The organism is Brevundimonas sp. Root1423 (assembly GCF_001426805.1).
In genome coordinates, this window is sequence record NZ_LMFL01000045.1 from 40,830 (window position 1) to 59,960 (window position 19,131).

At 68.4% G+C, this 19,131-nt stretch carries 20 protein-coding genes, 1 tRNA gene and 1 pseudogene; 10 read left to right on the forward strand and 12 right to left on the reverse strand.

Translation table 11 applies throughout. The features are described from left to right. Positions 1–96: 96 nt before the first annotated feature. Both ASD25_RS21770 and ASD25_RS21775 read right to left on the reverse strand, forming a co-directional pair. On the reverse strand, positions 97–1,638 hold the full coding sequence (locus ASD25_RS21770) for a TolC family outer membrane protein (RefSeq protein ID WP_056620387.1): 1,542 nt from the start codon (positions 1,636–1,638) through the stop codon (positions 97–99). Between the two features lie 129 nt (positions 1,639–1,767). After that, positions 1,768–2,397 (reverse strand): protein-L-isoaspartate O-methyltransferase, encoded by a 630-nt coding sequence (locus tag ASD25_RS21775; protein ID WP_056620389.1) that lies wholly within the window; start codon positions 2,395–2,397, stop codon positions 1,768–1,770. 141 nt (positions 2,398–2,538) lie between these two features. Between ASD25_RS21775 and ASD25_RS21780 the strand changes: the two genes are divergently transcribed. Continuing rightward, a tRNA-Cys gene (locus ASD25_RS21780) sits at positions 2,539–2,612 on the forward strand. A 230-nt stretch (positions 2,613–2,842) separates the two neighbouring features. On the opposite strand, the gene ASD25_RS21785 is transcribed toward ASD25_RS21780, so the two are convergent. Both ASD25_RS21785 and ASD25_RS21790 read right to left on the reverse strand, forming a co-directional pair. Continuing rightward, positions 2,843–3,646: an RNA methyltransferase gene (locus ASD25_RS21785; RefSeq protein WP_056620391.1), complete on the reverse strand. Its 804-nt coding sequence runs from the start codon at positions 3,644–3,646 to the stop codon at positions 2,843–2,845. Between the two features lie 224 nt (positions 3,647–3,870). Then, complete coding sequence (locus ASD25_RS21790; protein ID WP_056620392.1) at positions 3,871–4,620, reverse strand: hypothetical protein; 750 nt, start codon at positions 4,618–4,620, stop codon at positions 3,871–3,873. Positions 4,621–4,700: 80 nt separating this feature from the next. Here ASD25_RS21790 and ASD25_RS21795 point away from each other — a divergent pair, with 80 nt between their 5' ends. Together ASD25_RS21795 and ASD25_RS21800 are read left to right on the forward strand one after the other, a co-directional pair. Beyond that, on the forward strand, positions 4,701–5,300 hold the full coding sequence (locus tag ASD25_RS21795) for a TIGR00730 family Rossman fold protein (protein ID WP_056620394.1): 600 nt from the start codon (positions 4,701–4,703) through the stop codon (positions 5,298–5,300). Between the two features lie 127 nt (positions 5,301–5,427). Beyond that, a complete protein-coding gene (locus ASD25_RS21800; RefSeq protein WP_056620396.1) occupies positions 5,428–5,718 on the forward strand; it encodes a hypothetical protein in 291 nt (96 codons plus the stop codon). Positions 5,719–5,940: 222 nt separating this feature from the next. On the opposite strand, the gene gltX is transcribed toward ASD25_RS21800, so the two are convergent. The 3 genes from gltX to ASD25_RS21815 all read right to left on the reverse strand — a co-directional run bounded on the left by gltX (position 5,941) and on the right by ASD25_RS21815 (position 8,392). Continuing rightward, positions 5,941–7,275 carry a glutamate--tRNA ligase gene (gene gltX / locus ASD25_RS21805; RefSeq protein ID WP_056620398.1) on the reverse strand — a complete coding sequence of 445 codons (1,335 nt, stop codon included), beginning with the start codon at positions 7,273–7,275 and terminating at the stop codon, positions 5,941–5,943. A gap of 73 nt (positions 7,276–7,348) precedes the next feature. Continuing rightward, positions 7,349–7,780, reverse strand: a complete 432-nt coding sequence (gene dksA / locus ASD25_RS21810; RefSeq protein ID WP_056620399.1) for an RNA polymerase-binding protein DksA — start codon at positions 7,778–7,780, stop codon at positions 7,349–7,351. A 186-nt stretch (positions 7,781–7,966) separates the two neighbouring features. Continuing rightward, a complete protein-coding gene (locus ASD25_RS21815) occupies positions 7,967–8,392 on the reverse strand; it encodes a flagellar assembly protein FliX (RefSeq protein ID WP_056620401.1) in 426 nt (141 codons plus the stop codon). A 183-nt stretch (positions 8,393–8,575) separates the two neighbouring features. On the opposite strand from ASD25_RS21815, the gene ASD25_RS21820 reads away from it, so the two are divergent. The 3 genes from ASD25_RS21820 to ASD25_RS21830 are packed head-to-tail and all read left to right on the forward strand — an operon-like array spanning position 8,576 to position 10,439. Next, positions 8,576–9,679 (forward strand): flagellar basal body P-ring protein FlgI, encoded by a 1,104-nt coding sequence (locus ASD25_RS21820; RefSeq protein WP_056620406.1) that lies wholly within the window; start codon positions 8,576–8,578, stop codon positions 9,677–9,679. 2 nt (positions 9,680–9,681) lie between these two features. Further along, on the forward strand, positions 9,682–9,999 hold the full coding sequence (locus ASD25_RS21825; protein WP_056620408.1) for a rod-binding protein: 318 nt from the start codon (positions 9,682–9,684) through the stop codon (positions 9,997–9,999). Then, positions 9,996–10,439: a hypothetical protein gene (locus ASD25_RS21830; RefSeq protein ID WP_056620411.1), complete on the forward strand. Its 444-nt coding sequence runs from the start codon at positions 9,996–9,998 to the stop codon at positions 10,437–10,439. Before ASD25_RS21825 ends, ASD25_RS21830 begins: the two co-directional genes overlap by 4 nt. On the opposite strand, the gene ASD25_RS33350 is transcribed toward ASD25_RS21830, so the two are convergent. From ASD25_RS33350 to ASD25_RS31045, 3 genes are all read right to left on the reverse strand, one after another. After that, a complete protein-coding gene (locus ASD25_RS33350) occupies positions 10,423–11,274 on the reverse strand; it encodes an ATP-binding cassette domain-containing protein (RefSeq protein ID WP_369816658.1) in 852 nt (283 codons plus the stop codon). The two genes, ASD25_RS21830 and ASD25_RS33350, sit on opposite strands and share 17 nt — an antisense overlap. A gap of 92 nt (positions 11,275–11,366) precedes the next feature. Then, positions 11,367–12,002 (reverse strand): ATP-binding cassette domain-containing protein, encoded by a 636-nt coding sequence (locus ASD25_RS33355; RefSeq protein WP_235562836.1) that lies wholly within the window; start codon positions 12,000–12,002, stop codon positions 11,367–11,369. Then, the gene (locus tag ASD25_RS31045; RefSeq protein ID WP_162252093.1) at positions 11,968–12,240 is read right to left on the reverse strand and encodes a hypothetical protein; all 273 of its coding nucleotides are present in this window, start codon (positions 12,238–12,240) and stop codon (positions 11,968–11,970) included. The genes ASD25_RS33355 and ASD25_RS31045 overlap by 35 nt, the downstream gene beginning before the upstream one ends. Here ASD25_RS31045 and ASD25_RS21840 point away from each other — a divergent pair. Beyond that, entirely contained in the window at positions 12,232–12,666 is a 435-nt protein-coding gene (locus ASD25_RS21840; RefSeq protein WP_056620414.1) for a hypothetical protein, read from the forward strand. The genes ASD25_RS31045 and ASD25_RS21840 overlap by 9 nt on opposite strands. Positions 12,667–12,785: 119 nt before the next feature. After that, positions 12,786–15,574, forward strand: a pseudogene (gene uvrA, locus ASD25_RS21845) (excinuclease ABC subunit UvrA). Here uvrA and ASD25_RS21850 read toward each other — a convergent pair. Together ASD25_RS21850 and ASD25_RS21855 are read right to left on the reverse strand one after the other, a co-directional pair. Beyond that, complete coding sequence (locus ASD25_RS21850; protein WP_056620417.1) at positions 15,571–16,494, reverse strand: hypothetical protein; 924 nt, start codon at positions 16,492–16,494, stop codon at positions 15,571–15,573. The pseudogene uvrA and the gene ASD25_RS21850 overlap by 4 nt on opposite strands. Positions 16,495–16,524: 30 nt before the next feature. Then, on the reverse strand, positions 16,525–17,475 hold the full coding sequence (locus ASD25_RS21855; RefSeq protein ID WP_056620420.1) for a hypothetical protein: 951 nt from the start codon (positions 17,473–17,475) through the stop codon (positions 16,525–16,527). Between the two features lie 60 nt (positions 17,476–17,535). Between ASD25_RS21855 and trmFO the strand changes: the two genes are divergently transcribed. After that, complete coding sequence (gene trmFO / locus ASD25_RS21860; protein ID WP_056620423.1) at positions 17,536–18,933, forward strand: methylenetetrahydrofolate--tRNA-(uracil(54)-C(5))-methyltransferase (FADH(2)-oxidizing) TrmFO; 1,398 nt, start codon at positions 17,536–17,538, stop codon at positions 18,931–18,933. Next, entirely contained in the window at positions 18,933–19,130 is a 198-nt protein-coding gene (locus ASD25_RS21865) for a hypothetical protein (protein WP_056620426.1), read from the forward strand. Before trmFO ends, ASD25_RS21865 begins: the two co-directional genes overlap by 1 nt. Position 19,131 lies beyond the last annotated feature (1 nt).

The following is a 19,131-nucleotide window of genomic DNA, read 5'->3' on the forward strand; positions in this document are numbered from 1 at the left end:
GTCGTCGCATCTCAGCCCGCTGGAATCAACGGGCGTTTTTCGCCTGACCGGTTAACCGCCGGGACGAAAGTCGCCCGGCGGGCGATGCCGGCGATGTCAGTCGCGCGGCGCGGTCTGGACGACTTCGGACTTCAGCTGCGTGTCGATCGGCGCGTCAGCCGCGTCGTTGGCCGGCATGATCGAAGGCGCGGCGATCCGGTCGATCGACTCGATCAGACCGTCCCACGGCAGGCCGCCGCGGTTGCGCACGCGGTTGTAGTTGTCCGCCGGATCATAGACCGGGATCGAGGCGTCCAGATCCGGGCCTTCCAGCCGTCCCATGGCGGCCAGCAGATTGGCTTGTGCGACGTATTCATTGCGGCGCGCGCTGGCCAGGGTGACCTCGGCGTTGCGCAGCTCCAGTTCCTGGTTCAGCACGTCCAGCGTGGTGCGCAGGCCGACCTGGGCCTCCTGACGCACGCCCTCGGCGGCGACGGTGGCGGCGCGGACGGCCTCCTGACCCGCCGTCAGCGTCGAACGCGCCGACAGGGACTGGGCGTAGGCCGAGCTGACCGACTGCAGCGTGCTGCGGCGTTCGCCCTCGACGTTGATCTGGGCGACGTTGGCGCGCTCGCGGGCCTGGGCGACCCGGGAACTGTTCAGACCGCCCGTGAACAGCGGCATCGAGAGCGAGGCGCCGGCCTGGAAGGACTGGTTGTCGGCGATGTCGGCCGGGCTGCCGATGTCGTCGGTGTCACCGCCGTAGGAGGCCGTCAGCCGGACCGACGGCAGATATTCCGCCTTGGCCGCCGCCACATTGGCTTCCGCGGCCTGCAGGTTGTAGCCGGCGGCGCGGATGCTGGGATTGTCGACCATGGCGACGTCGAGGGCAGCGTCGAAATCGGTGGGCAGGTTCGGCAGGACCGGCATGGGGGCCAGATCGCCCGGCGCCTGTCCGACGACGGCGGCATAGACGGCGCGCGACACGGACAGCTGGGCCTGGGCGTTGGCCAGATCCGCCTCGGACTGGGCCAGACGGGCTTCGGACTGGGCCACGTCGGTGCGGGTGATCTCGCCCACCTCGAACCGGGCCGACGATTCGTCCAGCTGGCGGCGAAGGACGCCGAGGTTGGACTGGCGGATGCGCAGAACGTCCGTGTCACGGATCACGTCGGCATAGGCCTGGATGACCGAGGCCAGAACCGTCTGCTCGATCTCACGCAGGTTCTCGCGGCCGGCCAGGATGTTGGCTTCCGCCGCCGTGATGCCGTGGCCGATCCGGCCGCCCGACCAGAGCGTCTGCGACAGACCCAGCGAGGCGCCGGCGCTGGTGCCATCCTCGGACGACGCCGGCACATTGATGGTGGTGTCAGGGACGCCGTCGTTGTTCGTGTCGACCTCGCGCGTACCGGCGGCGGTCCTGCTGTAGGCGTAGCCGCCGCGGGCGGTGATATCGAGTTGGGGCCGCAGGCCGGCGCGCGCCTGGACGATCGATTCGTCCAGCGCCCGCTGGCTGGCGCGCTGCGCCAGAAGCGAGGGATTGGTCTGATACGCCAGAGCCAGCGCTTCCTTCAGCGTCTCGGCCCACGCGGGGGCGGCGACGCCGGAGAGGATGGCGATAGCGGCCACCGAGGCCAGCGCGCGCGAACGTTTGAGCATTGTAGTCCTGAGCCCCTGGGCGCGGGGAAGCACGCCCTCTGCATACATAGGTCTGATGCGGGACGGTTTACCCCCGCGCCAGTTAAGTTTTTTTCACGCGAAGGTTCTGCGGATTCCGTCGCTCCGGCGCTACAGCGCGAAGGCTGGCTCCGGAGCCAGGTCGGTGAGAACCGGCGGAGTCGAATCGAAAAGCTCACGACGCGACACGCCCTGCTCGCCGCGGATATAGAGCACCGCCTTGCCGACCGGCCCGCCGCGCTCGACGACCGCCATCCGGCCGCCGATCTTCAGCGCGTTCAGCCAGGCTTCCGGTCGCCCGGGGACGCCCGCTTCGGAAACGATCAGGTCATAGCCCTCGCCCGATGGCGTCGACAGCGGCGCGACGACCGTATGGACGCCCTCCTCCGCCAGCACGGCGCCCGTGACGCCGAACACGGCGTCGTCGGCTTCCTGAGCCGTCACGGCCAGGCCGAGGCGCGCCAGCACCGCCGCGCCATAGGGAGCGGCGATGGCCAAGGCGGTCTCGCCCGGCTTCGCGTCCAGCGCCATCAGCAGCTTGGACAGGTCGCGGGCCATCATCAGCCGGCGGCCGGCCGCGATCTCGGGCTCGATCTCGGCATAGGCGGACCATGCGCGGTCAGCGGGCAGGAAACGTTCGCGCGGCACGGCCAGCAGCGCCGCCTGCAGCGAACGGTCGGTGACGTCGTTCACGCGGACCTGGCTGTCGACCATGACCTTGCGGGCGGCGGCGAAATCCATGGGGCGACGATCCTGCGACTGTGGGCGCCCGGCGACACGCCGGGAAATCTGGCGCGCTTATAGGTCTGTGCGTTGCGGGCGACAATCCGATCTGATAGCGAACGCCCCTCGCGATGGCGAGGTCGTCTCCGGACGACCCAGGGCCTGATGGCGGAGTGGTTACGCAGAGGACTGCAAATCCTTGCACCCGAGTTCGATTCTCGGTCAGGCCTCCATCGCGATTTTCTTCAGAGCGGTCAGACCGGCGCGGTGATCCAGCCGATCACCGAGGCCGCGCTGACGCCGGCCGTGACGATGCCGACCGCCAGCGCGAGGCGCGCATTGCGGTGGATGAAGACGAAAACGCCGCCAAACATGATGAAACCCTCCCGGACGCGGCCACACCGACACAAGCGTGGCGGTTCATCAAGGTGTACAAAGCGTTAATCGCAAATCCGTGATCGTTTCACGCCTGTCGGGTGAAATGATGCAGCGCAATTCCACTGGCGACCGAAACGTTCAGGGAATCGAAGCCGCCGGACATCGGAATTCCAACCGGTCGGCAGCGCGCGATAACCTCCGGCGACAGGCCCGGCCCCTCCGGACCCAGAATCAGCGCCACCCGCCCGCCGCGCGGCATCAGATGCAGCGGCGTCTCGGCTCCGGGGGTCAGGGCCATGACCGAGAAGCCGGCCCGCTCCAGACCGTCGATCATCGCGGACGCGTCCAGCCCCGTCGCCATAGGGGTGCGCAGCACGGCTCCGACGGAGACGCGGATAGCCTTGCGGTAGAAGGGGTCGCAGCAGGTCTGGTCCAGCAGCACCGCCCCGGCTCCGAAGGCGGCGGCGTTGCGGAACAGACCGCCCATGTTGTCGTGGTTGCCGATGCCGCAGGCCGCGACAACGACGGCGTCCGGCCCCAGCGGCGCCAGCACCGCCGCCAGCGTCGCGTGCTCGGGCTTCCGGCCGAGAGCCAGGATGCCGCGGTGCAGGTGGAATCCGGCGATGGCGTCGAGAATCGGCTGGTCGGCGACATGGACCGGGACGTCATCCGGGACCCGGGCGACCACTTCGGCCAGCCCGTCCACCCGTTTCGCATCCAGCAAAAGCGCGACGGGCCGACACAGCGATTGCGGCGACGTCAGCCCGTTCAGCACCACCTCGCCCTCGGCCACGAACAGGCCCTGCCTGCCCGTCAGGTCCCGTTCCTTGATGTCGCGGAAGCCCGCGATGCGCGGATCACAGGGGTCGTCGATGCGGATCACGGCCAAGATCGGATATTTCCCGTTGCGTCACTCTGACTCGCGCTGCTATAGCGCCCGCCTTCCCGAGAGGAAGTGTTCCGCGGTAGCTCAGTGGTAGAGCAGCCGACTGTTAATCGGCTGGTCGTAGGWCGCGCGCGCCGGGCTGAAGAAGTTCGGTGATGGTGGGTGTCCTCGAAGAAGAGAAGACATCCCTCCGATGGATTGAATTGGTTAACCGGGCGTAAACCGTCTCAGGCCGCATCCGGCAGCCAGGTCGACTGCCGCGCGCCGTCAGCCCCCGTCCAGGCGACCCGCCAGCCCTGACCCGCCCGTTCGACGCGCGGCGCGGGGCCCCTTGAAGCATCGCCCGGCCAGTCGAAACGCGCACCGCCCGCCTGGATCTCACCGGGCCCGTCCGCCGATCTCAACATCAGACTCCAGCGCCCCTGCGCGTCCGGCGTGACCCGCACGGCCTCTCCGGCCGCCTGCACCAGCACCGGCGCTCGCCCCGCGGCCCTTCCAGACGCCAGTCGCATGCGGCTGTCGCTGTCGACCGCGCCAAGCGCCGGCGCGCGGTCCAGACGACGCGTCGGCCCGCCGCTGCGCAGGATGGCGATCGGTCCCTGCCCTCCGGCGACGATCAGCAGCCGGTCGGGAGAGGGCGCCGAATCCTGGCCAATCTGCGTCTCGGGCCGCAGCCACAGATCGCCCGCAGGCGCGGTCATGCGGATCTCGAACCGGCCGCGCTCGTCCGCCGCCGCCGCATAGGCCGCGCCCGAATCGCTGCGCAGGACGACGCGCGCGCCCGGTTCGGCCGCGCCGGTGAAGATCAGGCTCGAGGAGGCCCGCTGCACGGCCTGGATCTCGGGCGGCCGGCTCCAGCCCGACGCAGCGCTCTCGACCCCGGCAGGCGCTTCCGGCGGGGCGGGCGGCGCGCAGGCGGCGGCCAGCGACGCCAGAAACGCCGCCAATCCCGCCTTGCCGAACATGGCCCGTTTCATCGCGTCGATCCGACCGCTAGGAGTAGTCCCCCAGATAGCGCGCCCGGGGGGGCGCTGTCTCCCACCGTTCCCGAGGCCCCATGTCCACGCCTGCCATCCAGCCCTTCGACGGAAAGTCCGTCTGCCTGTTCTGCGGTTCATCGGACGCCTCCGACCCCGCCTACACCGAGGCGGCCCGCGCCTTCGGCGAACAGACCGCCCGGGCCGGGTGGCGGCTGGTCTACGGCGGCGGCGGGGTCGGCCTGATGGGCGCATCGGCGCGCGGGGCGCACGAGGCCGGCGGCCGGGTCCTGGGCGTCATGCCGGGCTTCCTGCGCAGCCGCGAGCGCCTGTTCGACGACGTCGAGACCATCGTCGTGCCCTCGATGCACGAGCGCAAGACGATCATGTACGATCAGTCGGACGCCTTCGTGGTCGCGCCGGGCGGCGTCGGCACGCTCGAGGAAGCCATCGAGGTGCTTTCATGGAAGCGACTGGACCTGCATTCCAAACCGGTCATCTTCCTGAATCTGAACGGCTTCTGGGACACCCTGCTGGCCATGCTGGAACACAGCATCGAGTCCGGCATGACCCCGGCCACCTTCCGTCAGGCATGGGTCGTCTGCGACACAGTCGAGGCGGCGATCGAGACCATGAAGGGCGCGGACGCCATGCCGCACTTGAAACATGATCAGCGATAAGTAATCACTGGTCAGTCAGCTGGTGTCCGTGCGTCTCTTTTGGAAACGCGCCTTGACAGTTTCCTATAACAACGGACATTGGCGCTGCGGGAACGATGGTCGTTTCCGCCTGCCCGGAGACCTCCCCATGCGTGCTCTGCTCATCGCCGCGGCCCTGTTCGTCGCCGCTCCCGCCGTCGCCCAGGCTCCGGCCTCGAGCGCTGTTCTGACCGATGCCTCGAAGGCGCCCGCCTCCGCCACTATCATCGACGGCGCTTCCTGGCGCTGCACGGGCGGTTCCTGCACCGCCAACGGCGGCGCCAACCAGCCTGCCCCGCGCGCCTGCCGCCGCGTCGTCGCCCGCTTCGGCGCCGTGTCCTCGTTCAGCTACAAGGGCGTCGCCCTGTCGGCCGAGCAGCTGGCCGTCTGCAACGCCTGATCCGAAAGGATCGGAAACGGAAAAAGGCCGCCCCTCGCAGGGCGGCCTTTTTGTTGGGCGTATGCCTATAAACCGCTCATCCCGGCGAAAGCCGGGACCCAGTACTTTGGGTGATGCAGCGATTCCTCGACCCGCCATTGTCAGTCCTGAGACACCGGCGTCACGCTGGACAGGACTGGGTCCCGGCTTTCGCCGGGATGAACGGAAAGGGAAATCCCGCGCCTACGCCGTTTCGCCCTTGAGCCGCTTCACGATCCGCTCGCGGCCGATCATCGGCGCCAGCGTCGCCATGTCCGGGCCGTGCGACTGGCCCGTGATCATCAGGCGCAGCGGCATGAACAGCGCCTTGCCCTTGGCCCCGGTCGCCTCCTTCACCGCCGCCGTCCACACCGGCCACAGGGTTTCGTCGATAGTTTCCGGCAGGGCCGCCAGCGCCGCCTGGGCGAAGGCTGCATCCTCGATCTCCGGCGTCACCGGTCCGCGAACGATCTTCGCTATATCAACGACATCGGCGAACTTCTGAAGGTTTCCTCGCACGCCGTTCCAGAAGGTTTCGCCCAGATCGGCGTCCAGTTCGACCAGCCGCGGCTGCGCCACGGCGTAGGGCATGGCGTGCAGGGCCTGGGCGTTCAGTCGATCCAGATCGGCAGTGTCATAGCGCGCCGGCGACCGGCCCATCTTGGCGAAGCCGAAGCTCGCGCCGAGGGCGTCGATGGACTCCCCCACCTCCAACGGATCGCTGGTCCCGATGCGGCCCAGGTGGCTGGTGATGGCGATCGGCTCATAGCCCTTGTCGCGCATCTCGGCGATCGACAGCGAGCCCAGACGTTTGGACAAGGCCTGCCCGTCCTCGCCGACCAGCAGGGGCATATGGGCGAACTCGGGGACCGGACCGCCCAACGCCTCGAAGATCTCGATCTGGGCGCCGGTGTTGGTCACGTGGTCCTCGCCGCGGATCACATGGGTGATGGCCATGTCGATATCGTCGACGACCGACGGCAGGGTGTAGAGGAACAGGCCGTCCTCGCGGATCAGCACCGGATCCGACATCGAGGCCGTGTCCACCTCGGCATGGCCGCGCGACAGGTCTTCCCAGGCGACGCGGCGCCCGTCCAGCCTGAAGCGCCAGTGCGGCTTGCGCCCCTCGGCCTCATAGGCCGCCTTTTCCGCGTCCGTCAGCGCCAGACCGGCGCGGTCGTAGATCGGCGGCAGGCCGCGCGACAGCTGCACCTTGCGGCGCCGGTCCAGTTCCTCGGAGGTGTCGTAGCAGGCGTAGAGCCGCCCGGCGGCCTTCAGGCGCGCCGCGGCTTCTTCGTAGCGGTCGAACCGCCTGGATTGATTGTGGCGTTCATCCCAGACGAGGCCGAGCCAGGTCAGGTCGTCCTCGATGCCCTGTTCGAACTCGGGCGTGGAGCGCGCCAGATCGGTATCGTCGATGCGCAGGACAAAGCTTCCGCCCTGCCCTTTGGCGAACATCCAGTTCACGAGAGCGGTGCGGACGTTGCCGACGTGCAGCTTACCCGTCGGCGACGGGGCGAAACGGACCTTGACGGACATTGAGCAGACCTTGAGACGCGAGGCGCGCTAGGTCGCCCCCGAAACCGGCCAAGTCAAGGCGTCGCCGCGTTTGTCAGTCGTCGCGGTGGACGCGTTCACGGCGCTCGTGACGCTCCTGGGCCTCGACCGACAGCGTCGCCGTGGGGCGCGCTTCCAGCCGTCCGAGGCTGATCGGCTCGCCGGTCTCCTCGCAATAGCCGTAAGAGCCGTCCTCGATGCGGCGCAGCGCCTCATCGATCTTGGAGATCAGCTTGCGCTGGCGGTCGCGGGTGCGCAGTTCCAGCGCCCGGTCGGATTCCGACGACGCCCGGTCGACCAGATCCGGATGATTTTCCGTCTCGGCCTTCAGATTGACGACGGTCCCCTTGGACTCACGAAGGATGTCGTCCTTCCAGTCCATCAGCTTGCCCTTGAAGTAGGCGAGCTGCCGCTCGTTCATGAACGGCTCGTCGTCGGTCGGCCTGTACGAGGCCGTGTCGACGATCGCAGACGCCAATGCGGTCATGGTCGCACTCACGCTTTCAAACAGCGCCCCCCTGTGGCGCAGCCCTGCCTATAGGGTCGGCGAAGAGTCGCGGCAACAACGCTCGCAAGACCGTGACCCGTTAAGCTGTGAGTCGCGATGAAAGCGTGACATTTCTTCATCACCCGGCGCTCGGCGACCGAGGCTTTTATCAGCGTTTACGGCGACTTATGCTGCACTGCGGCGTAGCTCGGCCTTGGCGAGCTCGACCGCGGCCCGCAGGTCAATCTGGTCCAGAAGACCGTTCAGCCCGGCGTCGGCGTCGACCGGGCGTTCCTCCCGCAGCGTCCGCGACAGGCGATCCAGCGCGCCCTCGCCCGCTTCGCCCTGCAGCAGGGCCAGCTTCAGTTCTTCCAGCCGGTCCAGCAGGCCTCCGCCGCGGCGAATGGCGCGGCGGCGGCGTTCCGTCACGTCCTCGACGCCCTGCAGGGCCATCAGGGCGGACACGTCGCTGACGTTGGATACGCCGGACGCAGCGGCGGTCGGCCCCGCACCGGTGCTTGATGCCGTAGACGGCAGGGAGAAACCGCCGCTGGCGCGCGCGGGGCGGCTGCCTTGCGGCGACGACGGTCCGGACGGGCCTGTGACCTTCATACGATGCGACTCCAGCACATGCCGGACCATCGTCGGCGCCGCGTCACCGTTTGGTTAACGCCCCGGCAGATTCTGCCGCGGCTTCCGGCACCCGAGCGACCGCCGCCCTTGTTTTTATAGAGGTTTCCGACTGGCACGGCTCTGGCAACGTCGTAAACGCAACAGTACCTGGACGCCCCGCCCATGCAGAAACTGCTCGCCTCCCTCCTGACAGCCGCCGCGCTGGCGGGATTCGCCGCGCCCGCCTCGGCGCAATCGCGGATCAAGGACATCGCGGCCATCGAGGGCGTCCGCACCAACCAGCTGGTCGGCTACGGACTGGTGGTTGGACTGAACGGCACGGGCGACTCCCTGCGCAACTGCCCCTTCACCCGCCAGTCGCTGGAAGGCATGACCGAGCGGCTCGGTGTCAACATCCGCGGCTCGAACGCCAACTCCAAGAACATGGCCGCCATCATGGTGACGGCCGAACTGCCGCCCTTCGCCACGCCGGGCGCCCGCGTCGACGTCAATGTCGCCAGCATGTGCGACGCCAAGAGCCTGCTGGGCGGCACCCTCCTCGTCACCAGCCTGCAGGGCGCAGACGGTCAGGTCTATGCGGTCGCCCAGGGCTCGATCCAGACCGGCGCCGTCTCGGGCGGCGGCGCTTCCGGCTCTTCCGTCACGCGCGGCGTGCCGACCGCCGGCCGCATCGCCTCGGGCGCCACGGTCGAGCGCGAGACCGGCTTCCAGCTGGCCAATATGAACGAGGTGCGGCTGACCCTGCGCAATCCCGACTTCACCACGGCCCAGCGTGTCGCCGCCGCCATCAACCAGACCTATCCCGGCACGGCCCTGGCCGAGAACGGCACCGTCATCGCCCTGCGCGCGCCCGGCCAGATGGGCATGGCCGGCTTCATCAGCATGGTCGAGAACATGCCGGTCCAGGTCGACGCCCCCGCCAAGGTCATCATCGACGAGGTCAACGGCGTCATCGTCATGGGCGAGGCCGTCCGCGTCTCCACCGTCGCCATCGCCCAGGGCAATCTGACCATCTCGGTTCAGGAAAGTCCGCAGGTCAGCCAGCCCGCCCCCTTCAGCCGCGGCGAGACCGTGGTCGTCCCCTCCTCCTCCGTCGCGGTCGAGGAAGAACTGGGCCGCCAGATGCGGATCGTCGGCGGCGGGACCTCGCTGTCCACCCTCGTCAACGGCCTGAACGCGCTCGGCGTCAGCCCGCGCGACATGATCAGCATCCTGCAGGCCATCAAGGCCGCGGGCGCCCTGCAAGCCGATATCGAGGTGATGTGAGCATGGACCCGTTGACTGCCGCCGGAGCCGCCAGCCTGCTCCAACCCGTCGCCGGCGCCGCCGCCCGCGTCGTCACCGACAAGATGCGCGAGACCGCCGAGGCGTTCGAGGCGTCCTTCCTGTCGCAGATGATGAAGCCCATGTTCGAGGGCCTTTCGACCGAGGCTCCCTTCGGCGGCGGCGATGCCGAGGGCTCCTGGCGCGGCTTCCTTGTCGAGGCCATGGCCAAACAGACCGTCAAGGCCGGCGGCATCGGCCTGGCCGATCAGGTCGTCGCCCAGATGCTCAAGATGCAGGAAGCCGGGGAAACCGCCGCATGACCGAAGCCGCCACCGTCAACGCCCGGGCCCGCGTTCGTCAGCTGACCGACCTGACCGCGCGCCTCACCGAACGCCTGGTCGAGGAGTCAAAGGCTTTCGAGGCCCGCCGCCCGCAGGACGCGGCCGCGACCCTGTCCGAGACCCAGCAACTGGCCAATGTCTATCGCCGCGAGTCCGCCCAGGTGAAGGCCGATCCATCGGTGCTCTCCGCCGCGCCGGCCTCTGATCGCATGGCCCTGATCAAGGCGACGGAGGGGTTCGAGGCCGTGCTGTCCCGCCACGCGCGCGCCGTCGAGGCCGCCCGCATCGTCTCCGAAGGACTGGTCAAGACCATCGTGGCCGAGGTCGCCAGCCAGCGTGGTTCGCCCTCCGCCTACGGAGCCTCGGGTCAGGCCAACGCCGGCGACGGCCGCGCCGTCGCCTTCAACCGCAAGGCCTGAGGGCCAACGTCCGCTCGACGCCGATCGCCTCGAGGAAATCGGCGTCGTGACTGACCACCACCAGCGCCCCGTCCCAGGCCCTGAGCGCCGCCTCGACCGCCGCGATCGAGTCCAGATCCAGATGGTTGGTCGGCTCGTCGAGGATCAGCAACTGCGGCGGCTGCACGCCGCTCATCACGCAGGCGAGGGCCGCACGCAGTCGCTCGCCGCCTGACAGGCTCGCCACAACCCGTTGCGCCACCGTGTTGCGGAACAGGAAGCGGGCCAAAGCCGCATGGGCGGCGTTCGGCGTCGCCTCGGGGTTCAGCCGCCGGTACGCCTCGACCAGCGTCTCATCCGGCATCAAAATGTCCGCCGCCTGATCCAGCAGGGCCGAGGCGACCGGCCTTTCGACCCCGCCCGACGACGGCTGCAGGTCTCCCGCTATCAGTTTCAGCAACGTCGTCTTGCCGGCGCCGTTCGGCCCGGTGACCGCCACCCGCTCCGGCCCCGTCAGCCGCAGCGATAGCGGCCCCAGGATCCGCCGCCCATCCGGCGCGTCCCACGCCGCTTCGTGCAGCACCAGCACCGTCCGCCCCGACGCCAGCCCCGTCGGCGGCATTGGAATGTCCAGCGCCCGCACTCGCTCGACCCGTTCACGCGCCACGGCCAGCGCCGCCTCGGCCTCGGCCGCCTTGCGCTCCGCCAGCCGGTTGTCGCGCGCGCCGCTGTTCTCCGCCCGCTCGGCCATGGCCCCCAGCAGGATTTTCGGCTCGGACTTCCTCGCAGCGAAGGCCCGACCCGCCCTGTCGCGCCGCGCCTTCTTCTCCAGCGCCGCCTGGCCTTCGCGCGCCACCCGGCCTGTCTCGCGCTCCGCCGTCTCCAGATCGCGCGCCGCCGCCGCCCGCTCGGCCGCCTTGCGCCCGGCGTAGAGGTCGAAACCGCCCCCTAGATCGCCGCGCCCAGCGACGACAGCTCGACGATCCGGTCCATGGTCCTCAGCAGCTCCCGGTCGTGACTGACCACCACGGCCCCGCCCTTCCACCGCGCCAACACCCCGGCGACAATGGCCCGGCCTTCCGCGTCCAGATGGTTGGTCGGCTCGTCCAGCACCAGCAGGTCAGGCCGGGACAGCAGCAGTGCAGCCAACCCCAGCCGGGTCTGCTCACCGCCGCTCAGCGAGGCGGTCGGCCTCTGCAGGTCCAGTCCCGACAATCCCGTATCCGACAGGGCGGGCTCGATCCGCTCTTCCAGCGTCCAGTCGGCCTCGGCGAGGTCGTCTTCCGACGCGTCGCCGGCCAGAACCCGCGCCACGACCGCCAGCGGCTCTGCGACGCCCAGCGCCTCCGCCGCCGTCTCGCCCGGCCCGGGTTCGCGTCGCTGCTCCAGCCAGCCGATCCGCCCGACGCGCGCCACCGCGCCCTCGGCAGGTTCAGCCAGGCCCGCGATCAGGCGCAGCAGCGTGGTCTTGCCCGCGCCGTTACGGCCGACGACGCCCGTGCGTTCGCGACCGAACGTCAGGCCCAGATTGTCGAAGAGTGTGGAACCGTCAGGCGTGCGGGCCGCGACGCGATCGAGCGTCACGAGTGCGGATGCGGACGGGTTTGGGCTTGGGAGCGAGGGCATAGGCGAGCACGAGCAGCAGAGGAGCGGAAAGGGCGATACCGATTTCCAGCGCGCTGATCATGTTCGTCGGGCCTCCAGTGAACTCACTCGAAGCAGCGAAGATGAGGTCGAAGTCGCCGGGGCGCAAGCCATTTCGGCAATGGCGCCGCTGACGAAGCCGTGTGACGGTGGCCCCGGAGACCGGATCATGCGCCATCGCCCCCTGCTCGCCGCCCTCGCTCTTGGGACCGCCCTGACCGCCTGCGCCCACGCGACGGAGACGGCGTTGGCGCCGCCGGACTACAGCCCCATCGCGGGCGATCCGGCCCCGGCGAACGCCCGTCTCTACGCCGACTGCATCGGCCAGGCCGCTGCGGCGGGAAGCTACCGACGGGCCTCCGACGGCGGCGGCGACGAACTGATCCTGTTCACCTGCACGGGCGCCCCGGCCCGCGCGTTCTACGACGCTCTGGCCCCCTGGAGCGCCCGGATCGGCTCGGCCTTCGAGCACGACGGCCGCAGCTATCGTTCGACGGCGAAGGTGCAGGCGAACATGTTCGGCGTGGATTCATGCTCGGCCGCAAACGGAAGCGACCATCGGTGCGTTCTCACCTTCAACGCCGGCGATTTCGTCGACCAGTGACAGTATCTGTCAGCAGGGCCTTGATGTTCCCACAATGTTCTTGCTGATTTCGCCGAATTGATCCCCATATAGCGGCGTCGCGCCGGACCTCCCCCGGCCCCACCGCGTTCCCGGACTCCATGACCGAAAAGCACAACTTCATCCGCGTGCGCGGCGCGCGCGAGCACAATCTCAAGGGCGTCGACCTCGCTTCGACACCATCTACGCCGAGGGGCAGCGCCGCTACGTCGAGAGTCTGAGCGCCTACGCCCGCCAGTTCCTTGAGCTGATGGGCAAGCCCGACGTCGACCTGATCGAGGGCCTGTCGCCGGCCATCTCCATCGAACAGAAGACCACCTCCAAGAACCCGCGTTCGACCGTCGGCACGGTGACCGAGATCCACGACTACATGCGCCTTCTCTGGGCGCGCGTCGGCGTACCCTATTCGCCCGCGACCGGCCTGCCGATCGAGAGCCAGACCATCTCCATGATGGTCGACAAGCTGACCGCCCTGCCCGACGGCGAGCGTCTGATGCTGCTGGCTCCAGTCGTCCGGGGCCGCAAGGGCGAATACCGCAAGGAGATGGCGGAGTGGCAGCGCGCCGGCTTCCAGCGCGTCAAGATCGACGGCGAGTACTACGCCATCGAGGACGCCCCGACGCTCGACAAGAAGTTCAAGCACGACATCGACATCGTCGTGGACCGGATCGTTACCAAGGAGGGCCTTGAGGGCCGCTACGCCGACAGCCTGCAGACGGCGCTCGGTCTGGCCGATGGCATCGCCGTGGCCGAATGGGCCAATGTCGCCGAGGGCGAGAAGGAGCCGCGCCGGCTGACCTTCTCCGAGAAATTCGCCTGCCCGGTCTCCGGCTTCACCATCAGCGAGATCGAGCCGCGGCTGTTCTCGTTCAACAACCCGTTCGGCGCCTGCCCGGCGTGCGACGGCCTCGGCGTCAAGCTGGCGTTCGACGCCGATCTGGTCATCCCCGACCGCGACAAGACCCTGCACAAGGGCGCCGTCGCACCGTGGTCGCGCGGCCCCTCGCCGCTCTACACCCAGACGCTGCAGTCGCTGAGCCGCCACTACGGCTTCTCGATGGACAAGCCCTGGCGCGAACTGCCCGAGAAGGCCCAGGACGTGATCCTGCGCGGCTCGGGCGGCGACAAGATCAAATTCACCTATGACGACAACGCCCGCAAATACGAGGTCTCCAAGGCCTTCGAGGGCGTCCTGCCGAAGTTCCAGTCCGAGACCCCGTGCGAGGTCTGCCACGGCAAACGCCTCAAGCCCGAGGCCCTGGCGGTCAAGGTCGCCGCCACGGACATCGCCGAGGTGTCCTGGCTGTCGATCAAACAGGCCCATGAATGGTTCACGGCCCTGAACGACAAGCTGACCGACAAGCAGATGGAGATCGGCCGCCGCGTCCTGAAGGAGATCACCGACCGGCTGCGCTTCCTCAACAACGTCGGCCTTGACTACCTCAGCCTGTCGCGCGCCTCGGGCACCCTGTCCGGCGGCGAGAGCCAGCGCGGCTCGGGCCTGACCGGCGTGTTGTATGTGCTCGACGAGCCGTCCATCGGCCTGCACCAGCGCGACAACTCCCGCCTGCTGGAAAGCCTGCGCGGCCTGCGGGACCTCGGCAACTCGGTCCTCGTCGTCGAGCATGACGAGGAGGCCATCCTGACTGCCGACTATGTCATCGACATGGGCCCGGCCGCCGGCATCCACGGGGGCGAGGTCTGCGCCCAGGGCACGCCCGCCGAGGTCATGGCCAATCCGAAGTCCCTGACCGCCAAATACCTGACCGGCGAGCGCGAGATCGAATTGCCGCCCGAGGGCCGCCGCCCCGTCGACCGCAAGAAGATGCTGAAGATCAGCGGCGCGACCGGCAACAATCTGAAGAACGTCACCGGCGAGATCCCCGCCGGCCTGTTCACCTGTGTCACCGGCGTGTCCGGCGGCGGCAAATCGACCTTCACCATCGAGACCCTGTACAAGGCCGCCGCCCGCCGGCTGCACAACGCCTCGGACGCCCCGGCCTCCTTCGACCGCATCGAGGGGCTGGAGATGTTCGACAAGGTCATCGACATCGACCAGTCGCCCATCGGCCGCACCCCGCGCTCGAACCCCGCCACCTACACCGGCGCCTTCGGCCCGATCCGCGACTGGTACGCCGGCCTCCCGGAGTCCAAGGCCCGCGGTTACGGCCCCGGCCGCTTCTCGTTCAACGTCAAGGGCGGCCGCTGCGAAGCCTGCCAGGGCGATGGCCTGATCAAGATCGAGATGCATTTCCTGCCCGACGTCTACGTCACCTGCGACGTCTGCAAGGGCAAACGCTACAACCGCGAAACGCTGGAAATCGTCTTCAAGGGCAAGAGCATATCCGACGTCCTGGACATGACGGTTGAAGAGGCTGCGTCCTTCTTCAAGGCCGTGCCGTCCATCCGCGACAAGATGCTGACCCTGAACCGGGTCGGCCTCGGCTACGTCAAGGTCGGCCAGTCCGCGACCACCCTGTCAGGCGGCGAGGCCCAGCGGGTCAAGCTGTCGAAAGAGCTGTCCAAACGCGCCACGGGCAAGACCCTCTACATCCTCGACGAGCCGACCACGGGCCTGCATTTCGAGGACACGAGGAAGCTGCTCGAGGTGCTTCAGGAGCTGGTCGAGAACGGCAACACCATCGTGGTGATCGAGCACAATCTCGACGTCATCAAGGTGGCCGACTGGCTGCTGGACTTCGGCCCCGAGGGCGGCGACGGCGGCGGCGAGATCGTCGCGGTCGGCACCCCCGAACAGGTCGCCGCCAATCCGGCCAGCTGGACCGGCAAATATCTCAAGGAGGTCCTCGACCGCCACGAGAGCCGCCGCAAGGCCCGCGTCGCCGCCCTGTCCGAAGACAAGCCGGTCCGGGCGAAGAAGCGGGCCTAGGCGGCCGGCGTCGCCCTGCCCGTGATGTCGCGATAGGCGGCGGCGAACGGCGCATACATGATGCCGACCGTCAGGGCCGAGACGATCGCCTCGACCACGGCCTGACCGATCACCCAGGGATTGGTCACGTCGAGGGCTGCGCGAACGGCCTCGGGGTCCTGGCCGGAGCCGAACGACCAGCTTTCCAGACCCGAGATGATGGCCAGCGGCATCGTAACGATCGAAGACAGCAGCTGGATCAGCAGCACCATCACGACCGCCAGAACCGCCATGCCCAGCAACGGCCAGAAGCGGCCCTTGGTCACGGCGAAGGAGTCAAAGAAGGCGAACCGCTTCTCGGCCACGGTGATCGGCGCCGCGAGACTGAGGCGAACGGCCAGCCAGACGAAACCGCAGACAATGGCGAGGAAGCCGACGATCGCCGCGATGGCCGCCACGCCGTCGCCGCCTCCGGTCTTGGCGGCCGCGATCAGCAGGCCCCAGGCCAGGAAGGCGACAAAGGCGCCGAGGCCCATGACCAGCCCCAGGACGAACGTCACCACCAGCACGCGCACCTCGTCCATGCCGAGGCGCAGATAGCCGAAACGATCGCGCGACGGGCTCAGAACGCCGCGCGCCACCGCCGCGCTCAGCATCGCGCCCACGATCAGGCTGACCGGCAGAAGCCAGGCCACCTGGGCCATGATCACGCCGAACTGCGACATCAGGCCCATGATCTGATCGAGGCTGGGCTTGTCGACCGACTCCATCGCCTCCGCCTGCGCGGTCCACGCCTCCAGCGGCCCGATCATGGTGGACAGGGAGAACAGCGCCGTCAGCGTCAGGACGGCGTACAGCAGCGTCCAGGCGACCAGCGCCAGCGGATTGCGCCGAACGAGGCGGAAGCCTTCGAAGGCGGCGTCTGTGGCTGAAAACGCCATGGTACTCTCCTGTCTCTGACCGATGCTGGCTTAGGCGACCGGCGCGGGCTCGTCCACGGGGGACGGCGCTCCGCTTCCGGCCAGCTGCCGGCAGGCCGAGGCGTAGGGGACGACGTGCAAGGTCACCATCGCACCATAGATCATCGCCACGACCAGGGATCCGACCGCAAACCACGGCCAGTTGGCTGCAAACATGGCGGTCAGGCCCTCGAACGGATTGGCTTCCACGCTATCCGACCGAAGCGAAGCCCAGTCGAAGCCGCCCGACATCCCGGCTCCAACGACCATCGAGAAGCCGATGCCGTAGACGACGAACTGGATCACCATGAGCACAAGGAAGAGCAGGAGCATCATGCCGAACAGGCTGCCGGTCTGCCCCCGCCCCAGCCGCCAGCCTTCGGTGAACGCGAAGGTGCGGTACAGCACGCTGGCCGGCATGATCAGACTGACCCGGGCCAATGCGATAAAGACCGCTACAAACGCGGTGACGACCAGACCGGCGATTACCAGCCAATTCATCGGCGAGCCCGCGCCCCAGACGGCGAAGCCGATCGCGCCTCCGATGAGCACCAGGATGATCATGGCTGCATAGATGCCCACGATCAGCGCCAGTCCGACGACTGCGGTCCGCAACTCGTCCATGCCGAGGCGCAGCGAGAAGAAGCGGCTCTCCGCGGGCCGCAGGACGGCGCGCATGATCGCCGTATAGACGACCACGATCAGCAGCAGCTGGATGATGTTGAACAGCCCGGACATGGCCTGGAACTGCATCATCTCCGCAAAAGCCGCTTCATGAGCGGCGCCATCCGCAGGCTGGAGCTCCATGGCGACGACCATGTCGCCCATCATCGGCAATATGAGCACCAGGGCGGCCGCCGACGGCACGACCAGTATCAGACCCCAGACAAACACCGACAACGGCCGCCGGCCGATAAGGCCAAAGGCGTCGTTGATCGCCGTCCCGATTGAAAATCGCGCCATTTCGTCCCCCATCCCGCGCGCAGCCTAGCCCACGACGGCCCGCCCCGCTAGAAGCCGCGCATGACGGAAACCCTGAAGCCCATCCACGTCGTCGGCGGCGGACTCGCCGGCTCGGAAGCCGCCTGGCAGATCGCCAAGGCGGGCGTCCCCGTGGTCCTGCACGAGATGCGCGGCGTCCCCGGCGTGAAGACCGACGCCCACCAGACCGACGGCCTCGCCGAACTCGTCTGCTCCAACTCGTTCCGCTCGGACGACTGGGAATACAACGCCGTCGGCCTGCTTCACGCCGAGATGCGGGCGCTCGATTCCATCATCATGAGCTGCGGCGACGCCCATCAGGTGCCCGCGGGCGGCGCACTGGCCGTCGATCGCGACGGCTTCTCGCAGGCCGTGACGGCAAAGCTGGAAGCCCACCCGCTGATCACCATCGTCCGCGAGGAGATCGCCGGCCTGCCGCCGGAAGAGTGGGACAATGTCATCGTCGCCACCGGCCCCCTGACCTCCCCCGCCCTGGCCGCCGCCATCCTCGAAACGACCGGCGAGGAGAGCCTGAGCTTCTTCGACGCCATCGCCCCCATCGTCCACGCCGACTCCATCGACTTCGACATCGCCTGGCGCCAGTCCCGCTATGACAAGGAAGGCCCGGGCGGAGACGCCGCCGCCTACGTCAACTGCCCGATGGACAAGGTCCAGTACGAGGCCTTCATCGACGCCCTGCTGGATGGTCCCAAGGCCGAGTTCAAGGACTGGGAAAACGTCCCCTATTTTGACGGCTGCCTGCCCATCGAGGTGATGGCGGAACGCGGCCGCGAGACCTTGCGCCACGGCCCGATGAAGCCCGTCGGCCTGACCAATCCGCGCGATCCGCAGGTGAAGTCGTACGCCATCGTCCAGCTGCGTCAGGACAACGCGCTGGGCACCCTGTTCAACATGGTCGGCTTCCAGACCAAGCTGAAGCACGGAGCCCAGGCCGATGTCTTCCGCATGATCCCCGGCCTGCAGGACGCGCAGTTCGCCCGCCTCGGCGGCCTGCACCGCAACACCTTCTTGAACAGCCCGAAGCTGCTGGACCGCCAGCTGCGCCTGAAGGCCATGCCGCGCCTGCGCTTCGCCGGTCAGGTCACCGGCGTCGAGGGCTATGTCGAGAGCGCCGCCATGGGCCTGCTCACCGGCCGCCTCGCCGCCGCGGAACGGCTCGGCAAGCCGCTGGAGGCCCCGCCCGTCCACACGGCCATGGGCGCCCTGGTCGAACACATCACCGGCGGCCATCTGGAAGGCCCCGGCGGCATCTCCAAATTCCAGCCGATGAACATCAACTACGGCCTGCTCCCGCCGCTGGAGGCGCCGAAAGTCGACGAGGCGGGCGTCAAGATCCCGATGAAGGAACGCGGCCGCGCCAAGAAACGGCTGATGAGCATCCGCGCCATGGAAGCGCTGAAAGCCTGGCGGGACGCGTGATGGCGGAGACCGATCTCGACCGCCTGAAGGCACGGCGCGTCACGGCCCTGTACCGGCTCGACCTGATCGCCCGCGGCGCGCAGCTCTCGTACGAGGATGGAACCCCGATCGACATGGCCTCCGAGAAGGATCGCCTCGAGTCTGTCGTCGCCGACCTCGACCGCCGCATCGAGATCCTCGAGCGGCCGCTGAACTAGG